The 14,370-nt window shown below is 64.5% G+C and carries 15 protein-coding genes; 8 read left to right on the forward strand and 7 right to left on the reverse strand.

From position 1 onward, the window contains the following. Positions 1-6 precede the first annotated feature (6 nt). Complete coding sequence (locus ACSYG9_RS17130) at positions 7-1,251, reverse strand: AI-2E family transporter (RefSeq protein ID WP_454839282.1); 1,245 nt, start codon at positions 1,249-1,251, stop codon at positions 7-9. Between the two features lie 167 nt (positions 1,252-1,418). Here ACSYG9_RS17130 and ACSYG9_RS17135 point away from each other — a divergent pair, with 167 nt between their 5' ends. Together ACSYG9_RS17135 and ychF are read left to right on the forward strand one after the other, a co-directional pair. Further along, positions 1,419-1,841, forward strand: coding sequence for a hypothetical protein (locus ACSYG9_RS17135; RefSeq protein ID WP_454842979.1), 423 nt, complete (start codon positions 1,419-1,421; stop codon positions 1,839-1,841). A 36-nt stretch (positions 1,842-1,877) separates the two neighbouring features. Further along, entirely contained in the window at positions 1,878-2,957 is a 1,080-nt protein-coding gene (ychF, locus tag ACSYG9_RS17140; RefSeq protein WP_440123675.1) for a redox-regulated ATPase YchF, read from the forward strand. Between the two features lie 90 nt (positions 2,958-3,047). Here the strand turns inward: ychF and ACSYG9_RS17145 are convergent, their stop codons facing one another. The 4 genes from ACSYG9_RS17145 to ACSYG9_RS17160 form a co-directional block, all read right to left on the reverse strand. Then, positions 3,048-4,886: an ABC transporter ATP-binding protein gene (locus tag ACSYG9_RS17145; protein ID WP_454839284.1), complete on the reverse strand. Its 1,839-nt coding sequence runs from the start codon at positions 4,884-4,886 to the stop codon at positions 3,048-3,050. Continuing rightward, positions 4,883-6,475: an ABC transporter transmembrane domain-containing protein gene (locus ACSYG9_RS17150; RefSeq protein ID WP_454839285.1), complete on the reverse strand. Its 1,593-nt coding sequence runs from the start codon at positions 6,473-6,475 to the stop codon at positions 4,883-4,885. Before ACSYG9_RS17150 ends, ACSYG9_RS17145 begins: the two co-directional genes overlap by 4 nt. 228 nt (positions 6,476-6,703) lie before the next feature. After that, on the reverse strand, positions 6,704-6,934 hold the full coding sequence (locus ACSYG9_RS17155) for a DUF1059 domain-containing protein (protein ID WP_440123678.1): 231 nt from the start codon (positions 6,932-6,934) through the stop codon (positions 6,704-6,706). Positions 6,935-6,971: 37 nt separating this feature from the next. Continuing rightward, positions 6,972-7,436, reverse strand: a complete 465-nt coding sequence (locus tag ACSYG9_RS17160; RefSeq protein ID WP_440123679.1) for an iron chaperone — start codon at positions 7,434-7,436, stop codon at positions 6,972-6,974. A gap of 124 nt (positions 7,437-7,560) precedes the next feature. On the opposite strand from ACSYG9_RS17160, the gene ACSYG9_RS17165 reads away from it, so the two are divergent. Continuing rightward, positions 7,561-8,172 carry a TetR/AcrR family transcriptional regulator C-terminal ligand-binding domain-containing protein gene (locus ACSYG9_RS17165; protein ID WP_440123680.1) on the forward strand — a complete coding sequence of 204 codons (612 nt, stop codon included), beginning with the start codon at positions 7,561-7,563 and terminating at the stop codon, positions 8,170-8,172. On the opposite strand, the gene ACSYG9_RS17170 is transcribed toward ACSYG9_RS17165, so the two are convergent. Then, positions 8,173-9,153 carry a pseudouridine synthase gene (locus ACSYG9_RS17170; RefSeq protein ID WP_454842980.1) on the reverse strand — a complete coding sequence of 327 codons (981 nt, stop codon included), beginning with the start codon at positions 9,151-9,153 and terminating at the stop codon, positions 8,173-8,175. 154 nt (positions 9,154-9,307) lie between these two features. On the opposite strand from ACSYG9_RS17170, the gene ACSYG9_RS17175 reads away from it, so the two are divergent. The 4 genes from ACSYG9_RS17175 to ACSYG9_RS17190 all read left to right on the forward strand — a co-directional run bounded on the left by ACSYG9_RS17175 (position 9,308) and on the right by ACSYG9_RS17190 (position 11,551). Next, positions 9,308-9,595 (forward strand): FmdB family zinc ribbon protein, encoded by a 288-nt coding sequence (locus ACSYG9_RS17175; protein WP_440123681.1) that lies wholly within the window; start codon positions 9,308-9,310, stop codon positions 9,593-9,595. Positions 9,596-9,622: 27 nt separating this feature from the next. Beyond that, the gene (gene fmdA, locus ACSYG9_RS17180; protein ID WP_454839287.1) at positions 9,623-10,876 is read left to right on the forward strand and encodes a formamidase; all 1,254 of its coding nucleotides are present in this window, start codon (positions 9,623-9,625) and stop codon (positions 10,874-10,876) included. 142 nt (positions 10,877-11,018) lie between these two features. Next, positions 11,019-11,300 carry a type II toxin-antitoxin system prevent-host-death family antitoxin gene (locus tag ACSYG9_RS17185; protein ID WP_440123683.1) on the forward strand — a complete coding sequence of 94 codons (282 nt, stop codon included), beginning with the start codon at positions 11,019-11,021 and terminating at the stop codon, positions 11,298-11,300. Continuing rightward, positions 11,297-11,551: a Txe/YoeB family addiction module toxin gene (locus ACSYG9_RS17190; protein ID WP_440123684.1), complete on the forward strand. Its 255-nt coding sequence runs from the start codon at positions 11,297-11,299 to the stop codon at positions 11,549-11,551. The genes ACSYG9_RS17185 and ACSYG9_RS17190 overlap by 4 nt, the downstream gene beginning before the upstream one ends. Positions 11,552-11,754: 203 nt before the next feature. Here ACSYG9_RS17190 and ACSYG9_RS17195 read toward each other — a convergent pair whose 3' ends face one another. Continuing rightward, the gene (locus ACSYG9_RS17195) at positions 11,755-12,630 is read right to left on the reverse strand and encodes an RCC1 domain-containing protein (protein ID WP_454839289.1); all 876 of its coding nucleotides are present in this window, start codon (positions 12,628-12,630) and stop codon (positions 11,755-11,757) included. A 98-nt stretch (positions 12,631-12,728) separates the two neighbouring features. Here ACSYG9_RS17195 and ACSYG9_RS17200 point away from each other — a divergent pair, with 98 nt between their 5' ends. Further along, positions 12,729-14,351 carry a long-chain fatty acid--CoA ligase gene (locus tag ACSYG9_RS17200; RefSeq protein ID WP_454839290.1) on the forward strand — a complete coding sequence of 541 codons (1,623 nt, stop codon included), beginning with the start codon at positions 12,729-12,731 and terminating at the stop codon, positions 14,349-14,351. Positions 14,352-14,370 lie beyond the last annotated feature (19 nt).

Here is a 14,370-nt window from a genome sequence, read left to right on the forward strand (position 1 = left end):
CGGTACTTACGGGTTGGGGGACGACGAGTTCGGGTCGGGCGCGGAAGTGTCTCCCGGCGCAGGCAAGGCCTTCCTGTCCTCCTCGTCCTCGTCCTCGCTCTCGCTGTCTTCGTGCTCCACCGATCGTGCGTCGATCTGTTCGCCGATGTAGCGGATGACCACCGCGCCGACTGCCGCGACCGGGACGGCCAGGAAGGCACCGATGATCCCGAACAATGACGAGCCGGCCGTCACGGCGAGCAGCACAACGACGGCGTGCAATTTCATGCTCTTGGACTGCAGCACCGGTTGCAGTACGTTGCCCTCGATCTGCTGCACCGCGATGATCAGGATCAACACGATCACTGCTGTGGTGAACCCGTTTGCGACCAGGGCGACCAATACCGCGAGTGCGCCCGCGACGAACGCACCGACGATCGGAATGAACCCACCGATGAACGTCAGGATCGCGAGTACCGGGGCGAGCGGGACCCCCAGGATGACGAGGCCGATGCCGATGAACAATGCATCGATGAAGCTCACCAACGCCTGGGTGCGGATGAATCCGCCGAGGGTGGCCCACATCCGCTCGAGTACTTCTTCGAGGTGACGGCCTGCCCTGCGACCACTGACCGAGTGCAGCCACGGCAAGAACCGCGGCCCGTCCTTGATGAAGAAGAACGTCAGCACAAGTACCAGAGCCAGAGTCACCAGCAGTGATCCTGCCGTGCTCACCCCGGAGAACACGCCGCCGGCAATCGAGGCGGCACTGCCCTGTAGACGTTCGACGACGACGTGCACTGCGTTGTCGAGCTGTTCGTCCTGCAGGTTGATCGGCGGGCCCTGTACCCAGTCCTGCACGGTGTTGATGCCCTCGGTGGCCTTGTTCGCAAGGTCGGGAACCTGTGCCACCACGGAGGGGACGATGCCGGCGATGATCCCGGCGACGATCGCGAAGAACAGCACGAGAGTCAGCCCGGCTGCTGCGGCGGGCGGAACCCCACGTCTGGTCATCCCGCGGGTCGGCGGCCACAGGATCGTCGAGACGACGATTGCCAGGGCCACCGGCAGGATGATCACCCACATCTTCTCGATGACCCAGCCGAGCACTACAGCCGCGGCGGCGATGAGAACGAGGCAGCCCGACCACTTCGCCAACCAGATTCCACCGACGCCCAGTAGGGTCCCGCGATCCGGCTTCGCAGCTTTGTCGCCTGCCTTGTGGTCGGAGGTGTTCTTCGCCTCGCTCAACGGTGGTCCTTCCGCGCGCATGTGTTGATCGCCTCGATCGATATTCGCCAATCTACGGCCACCGTGCCGGATCTGCCGTGGATGCAGGTTTGTCGGATACGCCCGTGTCCAGCACGAACGCGTGGCATTCTCGACATATGTCCTTGCGCATCGACACATCCCGTCCCCGCAGAGTGATGTATGTGGTCATGGCCCTCTCATGTGCCGCAGCCCTCAGCGCTTGTGGCGAGGACGACTCGGCCACTTCCGAGGGTGTGCGCTCCTCGGTGGACGTCGCTGTCACATCCGCTCAGGAGCGTGTGGAGGGGGCGGCCTCGTCCGTGCAGAGCGCCGCGTCCAGCGCGGCAGAGCGTGCCGGAGGCTGGTTCGACGACGCCAAACTCGGTGCATTCGTCACTGCATTCCGTGCCGCATATCCGAACCTGTCGGCCGACCGCGAGACCCAGTCGATCGAAACGATCGTCACCGAAACCTGCCCGCTGATCGAAGACGGCGCCGACGATGCCGAGGTGAACGCGAAAGTTGGAGAACTCGCGACCAACGGCTCGGCGGTCCCCACCGAAGATCAGGCGGCCCGCATCGCGCAACTGGTGCGTGTGGCGTGCGGATGAATGGTCACCGCGACGACCACGTAGACTCTTGATCCTGTGAGCCTTACCCTCGGAATCGTCGGACTTCCCAACGTCGGCAAGTCGACGCTCTTCAACGCGCTGACCAAGAACGATGTGCTCGCCGCGAACTACCCGTTCGCGACGATCGAGCCGAACGTCGGTGTCGTCGAACTGCCTGATCCGCGGCTCAATCGGCTCGCCGAGATCTTCAGTTCGCAGCGAATCCTTCCCGCCACCGTGTCGTTCGTAGATATCGCGGGCATCGTCAAGGGCGCGTCCGAAGGCGCGGGGCTCGGCAACAAGTTCCTCGCCAACATTCGCGAAGCCGACGCAATCTGCCAGGTCGTGCGCGTGTTCGCCGACGACGACGTCGTCCACGTCGACGGTCGCGTCGACCCGCTCGGCGATATCGAGATCATCGAGACCGAACTCATCCTCGCCGATATTCAGACCCTCGAGAAGGCTGTGCCACGCCTCGAGAAGGAAGCGAAGAAGAACAAGGAACTCAAGCCGCAGCATGAGGAAGCGCTCAAAGCGCAGGCCGTGCTCGACGAGGGTGCCACTCTGTTCTCGAAGAAGGACACCCTCGATTTCGGCTTGCTGCGTGAGCTCAACCTCATGACGACCAAGCCGTTCCTCTACGTGTTCAACGCCGACGAGTCGGTACTCACCGATGACGCGAAGAAGCAGGAACTGCGCGCGGCCGTGGCGCCCGCCGACTGCGTGTTCCTCGACGCGAAGGTCGAGTCGGAGCTCATCGAACTCGAACCCGACGAAGCGCAGGAACTGCTCGACTCGATCGGCCAGGACGAAGCCGGACTCGATTCGCTCGCGCGCGTCGGCTTCCACACCCTCGGTCTGCAGACCTACCTCACTGCGGGACCCAAGGAAGCGCGCGCCTGGACCATCCCGCAGGGCGCGACCGCGCCGCAGGCGGCGGGTGTCATCCACTCCGACTTCGAGCGGGGCTTCATCAAGGCCGAGATCGTATCGTTTGCGGATCTCGACGCGGCCGGATCGATGGCCGAGGCGAAGGCCAAGGGCAAGGTCCGCATGGAGGGCAAGGACTACGTGATGGCCGACGGCGACGTGGTGGAGTTCCGGTTCAACGTCTAGCGTCATTGACGTACCGCACCCGTTGCGACGAGGGGGAGGTCATGTGCGAGTCCGATGGCAAACACGCACACAACCACCCCCTCGTGCGAACTAGTCGCGGTACGCGTGCACTTTCTCCGCGCGCACGTCGTCGGTCTCCTGCCGACCGGCAGTCCACGCGGACCACAATCCGTGATAGATCCCGCCACGAGCGAGCAACTGGCCATGGGTGCCCTGCTCCACAACCTGACCCGAGTCCATGACGAGGATGTTGTCGGCACGTGAGGCCTGGTCCAAGCGGTGCGCCACCACCAGGGCGGAACGACCACGGGTCACTTCGTCGGCGGCATCTTCCAACGCCCCCGCCCCGGCAGAGCCGGCCTCGGCGGTTGCCTCGTCCATGATGACGACGGCCGGGTCGAGAAGCAGGACGCGAGCCAGTGCGAGCTGTTGCGCGGCCACCGGATCGAGCTGGATGCCCCGTGCACCGACCACCGTGTCGAGACCTTCGGGGAGCCGGTCGAACCACGGGCGCGCATGAACCAGATCGAGTGCCGCAAGGAGCTCTGCGTCGGTGGCATCGGGCTTGGCGAGAGTCATGTCCTGGCGCAGGGTTCCGGAGAAGACGTGCACTTCCTGGCTGACCATGGCGAGACGGGCGATGCGCTCACGGTCGGACAGCGACGACACGGGGCGGTCGTCGACGAGCACCACACCGGCATCGGGTACTCGCAGTCCCGCCACAAGCGCTGCCACCGTGGTCTTTCCGGCTCCGGATGCGCCGACAACGGCGACCGTCTCGCCCGGGCCGATGGTGACGTCGATATTGCGTACCGCCCAGGAATCGCCGTAGCCGAAGCTGACGTCGCGCAGCTCGACGCGACCCTGCGGAGCATCGACACCGCTGTCGGGTACCGGCACCGGTGGGTCCGTCACCACTCCCACGACACGCGCCAGTGAGGCATACCCGGACTGTACGACGTCGAGCACACGCATGAACGTGTTCAAGGGACCGCGCAGCCGGATGATCATGAGGACCGCACCGGTCACGGCACCTACGGTGAGGACGCCCGTGGACACCAGGTGATATCCCATCGACAGCGCGATCGTCAACATGAGGAACTCGGCACCGAGCATCCAGGCGTTGAGGCCGAGCATGGTGGTGCGTGCCCTGATCCCTTTGCGGACCACGCTCCACGAGGCGTTCCCGATCTCGGTGTGCATGCGGTCTTCCATCGAGAACGCACGCACTGTCGCTCGGCCCCGGATGGCCTCCAGAACGCGGCGGGCGCGCTCGGCCATTGCCGCGCGTTCGTCGGCGTAGCGTGCGGGAGCCTTGCTGAGGTAGAGGCGCGCGGCAATGTAGTACACCGGCGCGACGATGACCGGGATGATCAGGAACTGCCAGTCCAGCGTGAACAGGGCGATGACGGTGGCAATGACCGTGAACAACGAGGTGGAGAGCGTCGGTACGGTCTCGGTGACGGCAGCCGACAATTCGGCGACGTCATCGGTGGAACGACTGACGAGGTCACCTGTGCCTGCATCCTCGACTCGGTGAGTGGGCAGCCCGAGGGCGGTGCCGACCATGTCCTGGCGGAGGTTCGCGATCACGCGCTCCGACAGCCGGGCCACCAGATAGAAACCGCAGGCGCTCATGACCGCGCCGGCGATCGCCGCCGACATCAGGCCTGCGCCGATCGGCCACAGCGATTGCTGGATATCGCCCATCACAACGTCCACGATCCGGCCCATCAGCTGCGGCACCAGCACTCCGGCGTAGGCGCCGAGGCCGAGCAGCACGAGTGCGAGCAGGAACAACGGCTTCGCGTGGCGGACCCGCCCCAACTGATGCGCTACCTCGCGCCGTACCTGACTCAGGGTGGCCAGGGGGAATCGAAGGGTGGTGTCGGCCTTGACGGGTGGGGTCGGGCTTGTCGGCGACCTCATGCGGTGGCCCCTGCCAGTAGTTCCTCGGTTGTGGCCTTCAGATCCTCCGCACTCAGGTGGTTGGCGGCGACAGCGTTCCATGCAGGTGCCTCGCTGAAGACAAGGGTGATCTTGCCCGCCCGGTGACGGGACGCTCGCTCGGCAATGTTCTGCTCCGTCACCGAGTCGACGGCGGTGGTCGGATCCTGCAATACGAGGACCTCGGGATCGAAGGCGAGGGCGCGCGCCAGAGCCACGCGCTGGCGCTGACCGCCGGAGAGCATGCGTCCGTTCTCTCCGACGCGTTTGTCGGGGCCCTCCGGGATGTCGTCGCAACAGGCGGCGCGGAGTGCTTCTTCCGCGATGGCTCGGTCGGAGTAGACGTTGTCGGCGACGCTGCCGTCGAACAGGTCGGCCGCATGCGGGACGACGATCACTCTGCTGCGGGGCATCGACTCGAGTTGGGCGATCACATCGTGATCGGTGCCGCGTACCGAGGTGAGACCGATAGGCAGGGACTCGATGAATCGGGTGGCCCTGGCGGCGTCGACCTCGGTGGTGCGTTCGAAATCCGCCCCGAGAACCTCTCGGATCCGCCGTCCGGATGCCTCGGCCGACGCCCAACGCGAGGCGAGGTTTCTTCCGAACATCGTCATCGGAGTGATGAGGAATTGGGTCAGGCCGACGACCGTGATGAGTTCACCGACGGTCACATGCCCGTTGAGCGCGAGCGCACCGGTGGCGATGCCGAGGGCGGAGACGAAGATCGCCCCCGCTGCCTCGGTGGCACCATTGAGGCTCGCCTCGGCCCCGTTGGCGCGAACGGTCTTGCGATAGGCGATGTCCGAGACCTCGTCATAGCGATTCCGGACAGTGACGATCGCGCCCAGCCCCTTGAGGATGCGCAGCCCTTGGACCACATCTGTGGCGGTTGCCGCGGCCTGCGCGATTGCGTGTTGACGTGCCACCGAACGGCTCTGCAACGGCCGGGCCACTGCGAGCGCAACGACCACGAGGAGGGGCCCGCCGATGAGGGTTGCCAGGCTCAGCCAGGGATTGATGGTGAACATCATGATGGCGCCGTAGGTGATGGCTGCAGCCTCGGCCACCGGCATGACCGTCATCATGACGATGTCACCGACCCGGTTGGTGTCGGACGATGCGATCGACAGCAAGCCGCCGGCGGTGCGCTCGCGACCGGCGAACCCACGCGGATCCTGGATGCGGTCGGTGACCATGGTGCGCAGGTCATGACTGACCAGTTGCTGACTTCGGATCAGCATGAAACGCGCAACCCAGTTCACGCCGATGGCGACCACGAAGAGGCAGCCCAGCATCAGGATCCAGAAACCCAGCCGGTGGAGTGACGAGGTGGCGATGGCTTCGTCCACGGCCTTGCCCACCACGACCGGCGTCAGACCGTTGCAGACGAACGAGGCTGCCATGCCTGCCGACGCCACGAAGCTCCACGGGCGCTGGGAGAGCGCCACCTTCAGCGTCCACGCCCGCGCATCGAGAGCGGGCATCTTGGATCTGCTTCCGCCCGGCCCGGGAAGCGCCGAATAGTCGACGGCACTCTCCTGTCCAGGAGAGCGAGGGATGTCAGGCATAAGGGACGATATTACTTTGTAGGCAAAGTAAAGGCTGTGGTCGCATGCCTCGGCCGGCGTGGGCGGCGACGGCGACGGAGTGGTTCCGTCCGACCGTGGTGGTTGCGCCGGACCCGTCGATCGTCGCCGCTCTCGAATGTGCAGCGGATTTCGGTGCACCGTTACCTGTGAGCCGGGGCTGCCAGTCGAATGCGCCTGAACTGAGGGAGTTCCGGAACGCTCACGAGGTCAGGGGAGCGCCGCGAATGCCTTCTTGGTGTCCTTGTACCAGCCCATCGCCTTGATCGGGTGCTTCCACCGCTTCCTCATCTCCTCGAGTGCCGGAACATGATCGGTGTCACCGCTGTCCACGGACTCCCGTAGGTGTCGGTCCTGCGCCTTGATGATCTCGTCGGCTGTTTCTCCGCGGAGGTCTGCGTCGCAGGGCCCTCCGAGCTCTCGACAGGTCATGGATTTCATCGGATCTCCTTCGAATGAGGTGGGGTGTGGGTGAAGTTCAGCTGACGGCGCGTTGCACGAGTGCGATGATCTGCATCTCGACGTCGTCGGTCACCTCGGTGATGGCGTAGTTCGTAGGCCACATGGCGCCGTTGTCGAGTTGCGCTTCGTCGCTGAATCCGAGAGTTGCGTAGCGAGCCTTGAATTTCGCGGCGTTCTGGAAGAAGCAGACGATCTTCCCGTCGAGCGCGTAGGCAGGCATGCCGTACCAGGTTCTCGGTGCGAGCTGCGGTGCGCTCCTCGTGACGAGTGAGTGGATCTTCTCGGCGATCTCACGATCGCGACCCTGCATCTCGTCGATCTTGGCGAGCACGGCCTGTTCGTCCTCGGCGGCCTTCCGGTCGGCGGACACGCGTTTTGTCGACGCGCGTGCCTCGCGCGCACGCTCTTTCATGGCCGCTCGCTCTTCGGCGGTGAATGTCTGCTGTTCGTCGGTAGTCGTGTGTCTTGTGTCGGTGCTCATCGTCGTTCCTCCCGTGTTGTTCCGCTTCCGGCTCATAACGGCACGGCTAGTGCCGTTATGGGTCAGTGTGCACTCGGGGATCGGGTGCTGTCAACGGCACGATGCGTGCCGATATAATGGGGGAATGGATGAGCGAGAGCACTCGTCAACGGAATCTCGGGCACCGCGGCGACGCGGGGAGGCGCTGACCCGTCAGTTGTTGGATGTCACGCTCGAGCTTGCGACGGAGGCGGGCTACCGTGGCCTGACAATCGAAGCGGTCGCGCAGCGCGCAGGAGTAGGGAAGCACACCATCTACCGCCGCTGGTCGTCGATGCCCGAGTTGCTGCTGGACGCACTGAACCACGTGTGGATCACCGAGCTCGACTACCACACGACGCGAGGCATCCGCGCGGATCTACGCGAACAGTTCCGACGGTCCGTTCGCGCCCTCTCCACACCTCCGATCGGCCCCGTTTACCGAGCGGTCATCGCCGAGGCCCAGGCCGATCCGGAACTGCGGAAGACGTTGCACGAGCGGTTCCTTGCGACAGTCGAGCAGAGGACGTTCGATCGCATCAGGCTCGCACAGCAACATGGAGAGCTCGAGTCCGGCGTAGACCTGACGATCCCCGCCGAGGTGCTCGCCGGCGCGCTCTACTACCGGTTGCTCCTGACGCCGCGACCGGTCGACGAACAGGTCATCGACGGACTCATCGACATGTTCCTCGCTGCCTACGGCGTCACCGGAGAATAGCTACGACGGTGCGGCAGCGTCTCGATGCTCCGGAAGCGGGATCTCGCTCAGCGTCAGTCCGGTGACGAATCGTCGGAGCTCTCCTGACAGCGGATCGGTGAATTCCAGTTCCCGCGCGAGTAATTGGAGCGGAAGGGAATGGTCGTCCGGAGACTCGGGAAGGAGATCGGGATACCAACTGTCGCCCAGGATTCCGATACCGAGCGCGGCCAGATGCACCCGCAACTGGTGCATCCGGCCAGTGTGCGGACGCAGGATCGTGTGGAGTACAGCGCGTCCGGATGCACTCACACCGGAACCGAGCACCCCGACCACGGTCTCGGAGTTGGGTTCCCGGCTGTCGTCGACGACCACCCGCAGCTCGCCCTTACGAGCCTCGATGTGGTTCCGGTAGGTGACGGGAAACACGTGCCCTGCGAGCGTCGGCGAGCCGGGGGCCCAGCCTGGCGGTAGTACCGAGACCGCCTCGTAGACTTTCGTGACCTGCCGCTTCTCGAACAGTGATTGGTAGGCGCCGCGTGTGGCAGGGCGGGTCGAGAACATCACCAGACCGGCCGTCGCGCGGTCCAGTCGATGAATCGGCGTCAGGTCGGGGTTGTCCAGGCGGATCCGCAGGCGGACGAGTGCCGACTCGCGTAGGTAGCGCCCACCCGGAGTGGTCGGGAGGAAGTGCGGTTTGTCGATGACGACGAGGTCGTCGTCGATATGAAGAATCTCTTCGCGGAACGGCACCGGATCTTCCAAGGGCAGTTCGCGGTAGTACCAGATGAATCTGTGTGTGCCCAATGCGGCGCCGCGATCGATCGGAGTGCCGTCGGCACCCACGATCTCGCCGTCGTCGAACCGCCGATACAGGGTGCCCGCGTCCATGTGATCGAATCTCGCAACCACGTACTCGGCGATCGTCGACCACGGACCGGTCGTCGGAACACTCAGCCGGGTCGGTCCGATTCCGTTCTTGACGGGTAGTGGTGAGGGCATCGGCACGGCGTCGATTCTCTCACTGCTGGTCGCGTGGATGACCGACGGGAGCGATCGCGGCGGAATGGCCGTGACGAATTCTGTCGACGTGGCGCGCGGAACAGGCCGGTCGGTTACGGTTTCGGCAGCAGATCGATTCGAAAGGTCGATACCCATGCCGCTGTACGACTTCCGGTGCGTCGAGTGCGGTCTGTTCGATGCATCGATACCGATGGGGGACGTCGGCCCGTCCACTGCGTGCCCTTCGTGTGGAAAGCAGGCATCGCGCGCGATCACGGCCCCGCGTCTCGGTCGGGGCGCATCTGCCGCGATGCGCCTGCACGACGCGACAGCGCGCACGGCATCCGATCCGCACGTCGTGTCGGGTGCGCTCCCAGGTGGCGCGCGGCAATCCCGTCCCGTCTCGACCGACCCGAGACACCGGCTACTCCCTCGCCCTTGAACGAGTTCGTCCGACCCAGGAGGACCAGTGCCCGACGTCGTCTTTCCGCTCGATTCGACACGCCGCTTCACCGACCAGGACAAGATCGGTCACAACCGCTGGCATCCCGACATCCCATCGGTGGCTACGGTGAAACCGGGGGAGTCGTTCCGGGTGCACTGCCGGGAGTGGTTCGACGGGGAAATCCACAACGACGACTCCGCCGACGACATCCGCAATGCGCCGCTGCACACGGTCCACGCGCTGTCCGGGCCCTTCGCGATCGAGGGTGCCAAGCCGGGTGATCTCCTGGTCGTCGACATTCTCGATCTCGGCCCGATCCCACAGGAGGATTCCGGTCCGCTCGCGGGACAGGGCTGGGGTTACACAGGGATTTTCGCCAAACCCAACGGGGGCGGCTTCCTCACCGAGCAGTTCCCCGACGCCTACAAGGCGGTCTGGGATTTCTCGGGTCAGAGGACAACGAGCCGCCACATTCCTCACGTCTCGTTCACCGGTATCGTTCACCCAGGACTGATGGGAACGGCGCCGTCGCATGATCTGTTGTCCACGTGGAACACTCGTGAAGCCGCGCTGATCGCGACCGACCCCGAACGGGTGCCCCCTCTCGCGCTACCACCGGAACCGAACGGTGCGATCCTGGGCAGCCTCACGGGGGCAGACTTCGACCGTGTCGCGGGGGAAGGCGCGCGCACGGCCCCTCCCCGCGAAAACGGCGGCAACCAGGACATCAAGAATCTGACCAAAGGCAGCCGGATCTTCTATCCGGTATTCGTCGATGGCGCGAATCTGTCGGTCGGCGATCTGCACTTCTCGCAGGGCGACGGCGAGATCACCTTCTGCGGTGCCATCGAGATGGGTGGTTTCATCGATCTGCGTGTCGATCTCATCCCGGGTGGAATGGATACCTACGGGGTGAGTGAGAACGCGATCTTCATGCCGGGGAACACCGACCCCCAGTTCTCCGAATGGCTCGCTTTCTCGGGCACCTCGGTGACGCTCGACGGTGAACAGCGCTATCTCGATTCGCAATTGGCGTACCAACGGGCGTGTCTGCACGCTATCGAGTACTTGACGAAGTTCGGGTACAGCCCGGAGCAGGCGTACCTTCTCCTCGGTGCCGCACCGATCGAGGGGCGGCTGTCCGGAGTCGTGGACATCCCCAATTCCTGTGCCACCGTCTATCTTCCGACCGCGATCTTCGACTTCCCGCTGTCGCCCACAGTGGACGGGCCGGTACGGATCGATCCGGGCATCGGGGCGCCGCGTTCTCCTGCGTGAGTCGCGCGACTTCGATCGCGGCAGGATCCGTAGGCGTATGGAGCGGCGACACATCCGTGGGCTCTACGGCTCACCTCGCGTCCTGGCTATGTACGTTATGCAGTACGTTTGTGGTATCTTCTTGGGTGTTGAGTTGTCAACCGTGGACACCTCGTCATTGGGAGGCTCCGAAGCCATGTCCGCAATTACTGCTACCGAAGCCAGGAAGAACCTGTTCGGCCTGGTAGCCCAGGTCAACGAGGATCACACAAGCATCGAAATCGTTTCGAAGAACGGCAACGCTGTGTTGCTGTCCAAGGACGACTACGACTCGATAATGGAGACCGCTTACCTTCTCTCGTCACCGGCAAACGCGCGCCGGTTACTCCGGAGCTTGGAGGCGACCAAGCGCGGTGAATACACCGAGAGGGAACTGATCGAGTGAAGGTCGCCTTTACCGACGATGCTTGGGACGACTACACCCACTGGCTGACCGCCGACCGAAAAGTCCTGACCAAGGTCAACGACCTGATAAAGGACATCAAGCGACACCCCTATGAGGGCATCGGGAAGCCGGAACGTCTCCGTCACATGGAAGGCAACGTCTGGTCCCGCCGGATCACCCACGAACACCGTCTGGTGTATGTCGTCGACGCCGACACCGTCATCATCCAACAGGCCCGCTACCACTACTGACGATCGCCTACGACGTGTGTCATCGCGGGGTCACGCATAGCGTCGACTCGGTCACGGTGTCGTCACCGCCGATACGTGCGTCGAAGATGGTTCGCGGCGTCTCACCCCCAGACCGAGCTGAACATACTCCCTGATGCAGGCCACGCGGTGCTGGTGGATGAGCCGCAGGCGGTCATCGATCGGGTTCGTGAATACGTCGCTCGTCATGATCGGTAGGGCGATTGCGGATGAGGTCGACACCTGGGTAGCCGGATGCCGTGCCATTCATCGACATCGCACCGACCATCTCTCGGATCTCCCGCCGCAACGACTGTGCCGTCGGCGCAGAGACCGAGCGTGTGGTTCGAGCCTGCCGCGACCGCCACGATGCCGTGCCATTCGTGGACGTCGCACTGCCCGTGACTGTTGTCTCCGGCCGCGCTAACCCTGCCGCTCGCGAGCACCCCGACGGTGTGATGACTGCCCGCGGCCACCGACGTCACGTCGGTCCACTCGTCGGTGTCGCACGCGCCCGACTTACGTTGCCCGACAGCGAGAACGGTTCCCTCGCGTCTCAGGCCGACGGTATGGAGGTATCCCGCGGTGATCGCCGTGAGATTCCGCCAGTCGTCGACCCGGCACTGCCCGAATCGATTGTTGCCTGTGGCGACGGCTGTACCGTCTTCCCGGACACCGACGGAATGCCAGTCACCCACCGCGACGCCCACGATCTCGTTCCAGGAGTCGACGTCGCACTGCTGGTCGGTGTTGCGGCCGGCGGCGACGACAGTGCCGTCCGACTGCACGCCGAGGGTGAGGCGCCAACCCGCAGCGATCGCCACGACGTCGTGCCACGTACCCACGTCGCACTGACCGTCGCCGTTCCACCCCGTGGCCACGACCGTCCCGTCGGATCGCAGGCCGACGGTGTGAGACCTTCCGGTGTTCCGGGCGGTGTGCACATTTCCGGCGGCCACTGCGACGATGTTGCGCCATCCGAGGACGTCGCACTCACCGGCGGAGTCGTTTCCTGCCACGACGACGGTTCCGTCGGTGCGGAGGCCCACCGAATGGCGTCTGCCGGCGGCAAGTGCGGTCATGGGATTCATACTGCCAAGTAGGAAAGCTCCACCTCGATGGTCCGGAATCGGGTGGTGTACGACACAATGGTCGCGAACCGATCGAAGAGGAGCGATTCATGTTGAGCACCATGCAAGACGCACCCTTGTCCATTGCGCAGATTCTGCGTCACGGCAGCTCCGTTCACAGTGGGGCGGAGGTGGTGACCTGGACCGATTCCGGCGCGCGTCGGCGTAGCTACGCCGAGGTCGGCGAACGCTGCGCGCAACTCGCGCATGCTCTGCGCGGGCTCGGCGTCGATGGTGACGAGCGTGTCGCGACGTTCATGTGGAACAACGCCGAGCACCTCGAGGCCTACCTCGCGATACCGGCGATGGGCGCGGTCCTGCACACCCTCAACATCCGCCTGTTCCCGGAACAGCTGATTCACGTGGCCAACCACGCCGAGGACCACGTGATCATCGTCGATCCGACTCTCGTGCCTTTGCTCGCGCCTCAGCTGCCGCAGTTGACGACCGTCAAGCATGTGGTCGTCACCGGAGACTCGACCGCCGGTCTCGAGGTCCCCGACGGTGTGCAGCTGCACACCTACGAAGGGCTCATCGCCGACCAGCCGACAGTCTTCGATTGGCCCGAAGTGGACGAGCGTTCTGCAGCCGCGATGTGCTACACCTCCGGAACCACCGGCGACCCGAAGGGCGTCGCATACTCGCACCGTTCGATCTACTTGCATTCGATGCAGGTGTGCATGACCGACGGGCCTTCGCTTCGTCAGGGCGACCGTGCGCTGGCCGTCGTTCCGCAATTCCACGCCATGTCCTGGGGTCTGCCGTATGCGGCCTTCATGATCGGGGCGTCGCTGATCATGCCCGACCGCTTCCTGCAGCCCGAACCTCTCGCCGCGCTCATTGCCGCCGAACGCCCGACCTTCGCCGCCGCTGTCCCGACGATCTGGCTCGGACTGCACCAGTACCTCGAGGAGCACCCGCAGGACATCTCCTGCATGAAGGAGGTGCTCATCGGCGGGTCGGCAGTGCCGCCATCGCTGATGCACGCGTTCGAGACCGACCACGATGTGCAGGTCCTGCATGCATGGGGGATGACGGAGACGTCGCCGCTGGGGTCGGTAGCGCGACCACCAGTAGGCGTCGAGGGCGAGGAGCGGTGGCGCTACCGGTACACGCAGGGACGTTTCCCGGCGTCGGTACAGGCCCGGCTGGTCGGTGACGACGACGAGGTGGTTCCCAACGACGGCGTCAGCATCGGTGAACTCGAGGTTCGAGGTCCGTGGATCGCAGCCTCGTACTACGGTGTCGAGGCACCCGAGAAGTTCCACGACGGATGGCTGCGTACGGGCGATGTCGGAACGATCACCCCGGACGGCTACCTCACGTTGACGGATCGCACGAAGGACATCATCAAGTCCGGCGGCGAATGGATTTCCTCGGTCGACCTGGAGAATGCTGTCATGGGGCACCCGGATGTTCTCGAAGCAGCGGTGATCGGTGTGCCCGACGACAAGTGGGACGAACGTCCGCTGGTTGCCGTCGTCCTTCGCGCCGGGTCCACCGCGACCGTCGAGACGCTGCGCGAGTTCCTGTCGGACAAGGTCGCCAAGTGGCAGCTTCCGGAGAATTGGACCGTCGTGAGTGAGGTTCCCAAGACCAGCGTCGGCAAGTTCGACAAGAAGCGCTTGCGGTCGCAGTTCCACGACGGCGGGCTGGACATCACCCGGATCTGACGCGGACCCGAAGGGCCTG

This window comes from Rhodococcus sp. SJ-2 (assembly GCF_053750035.1).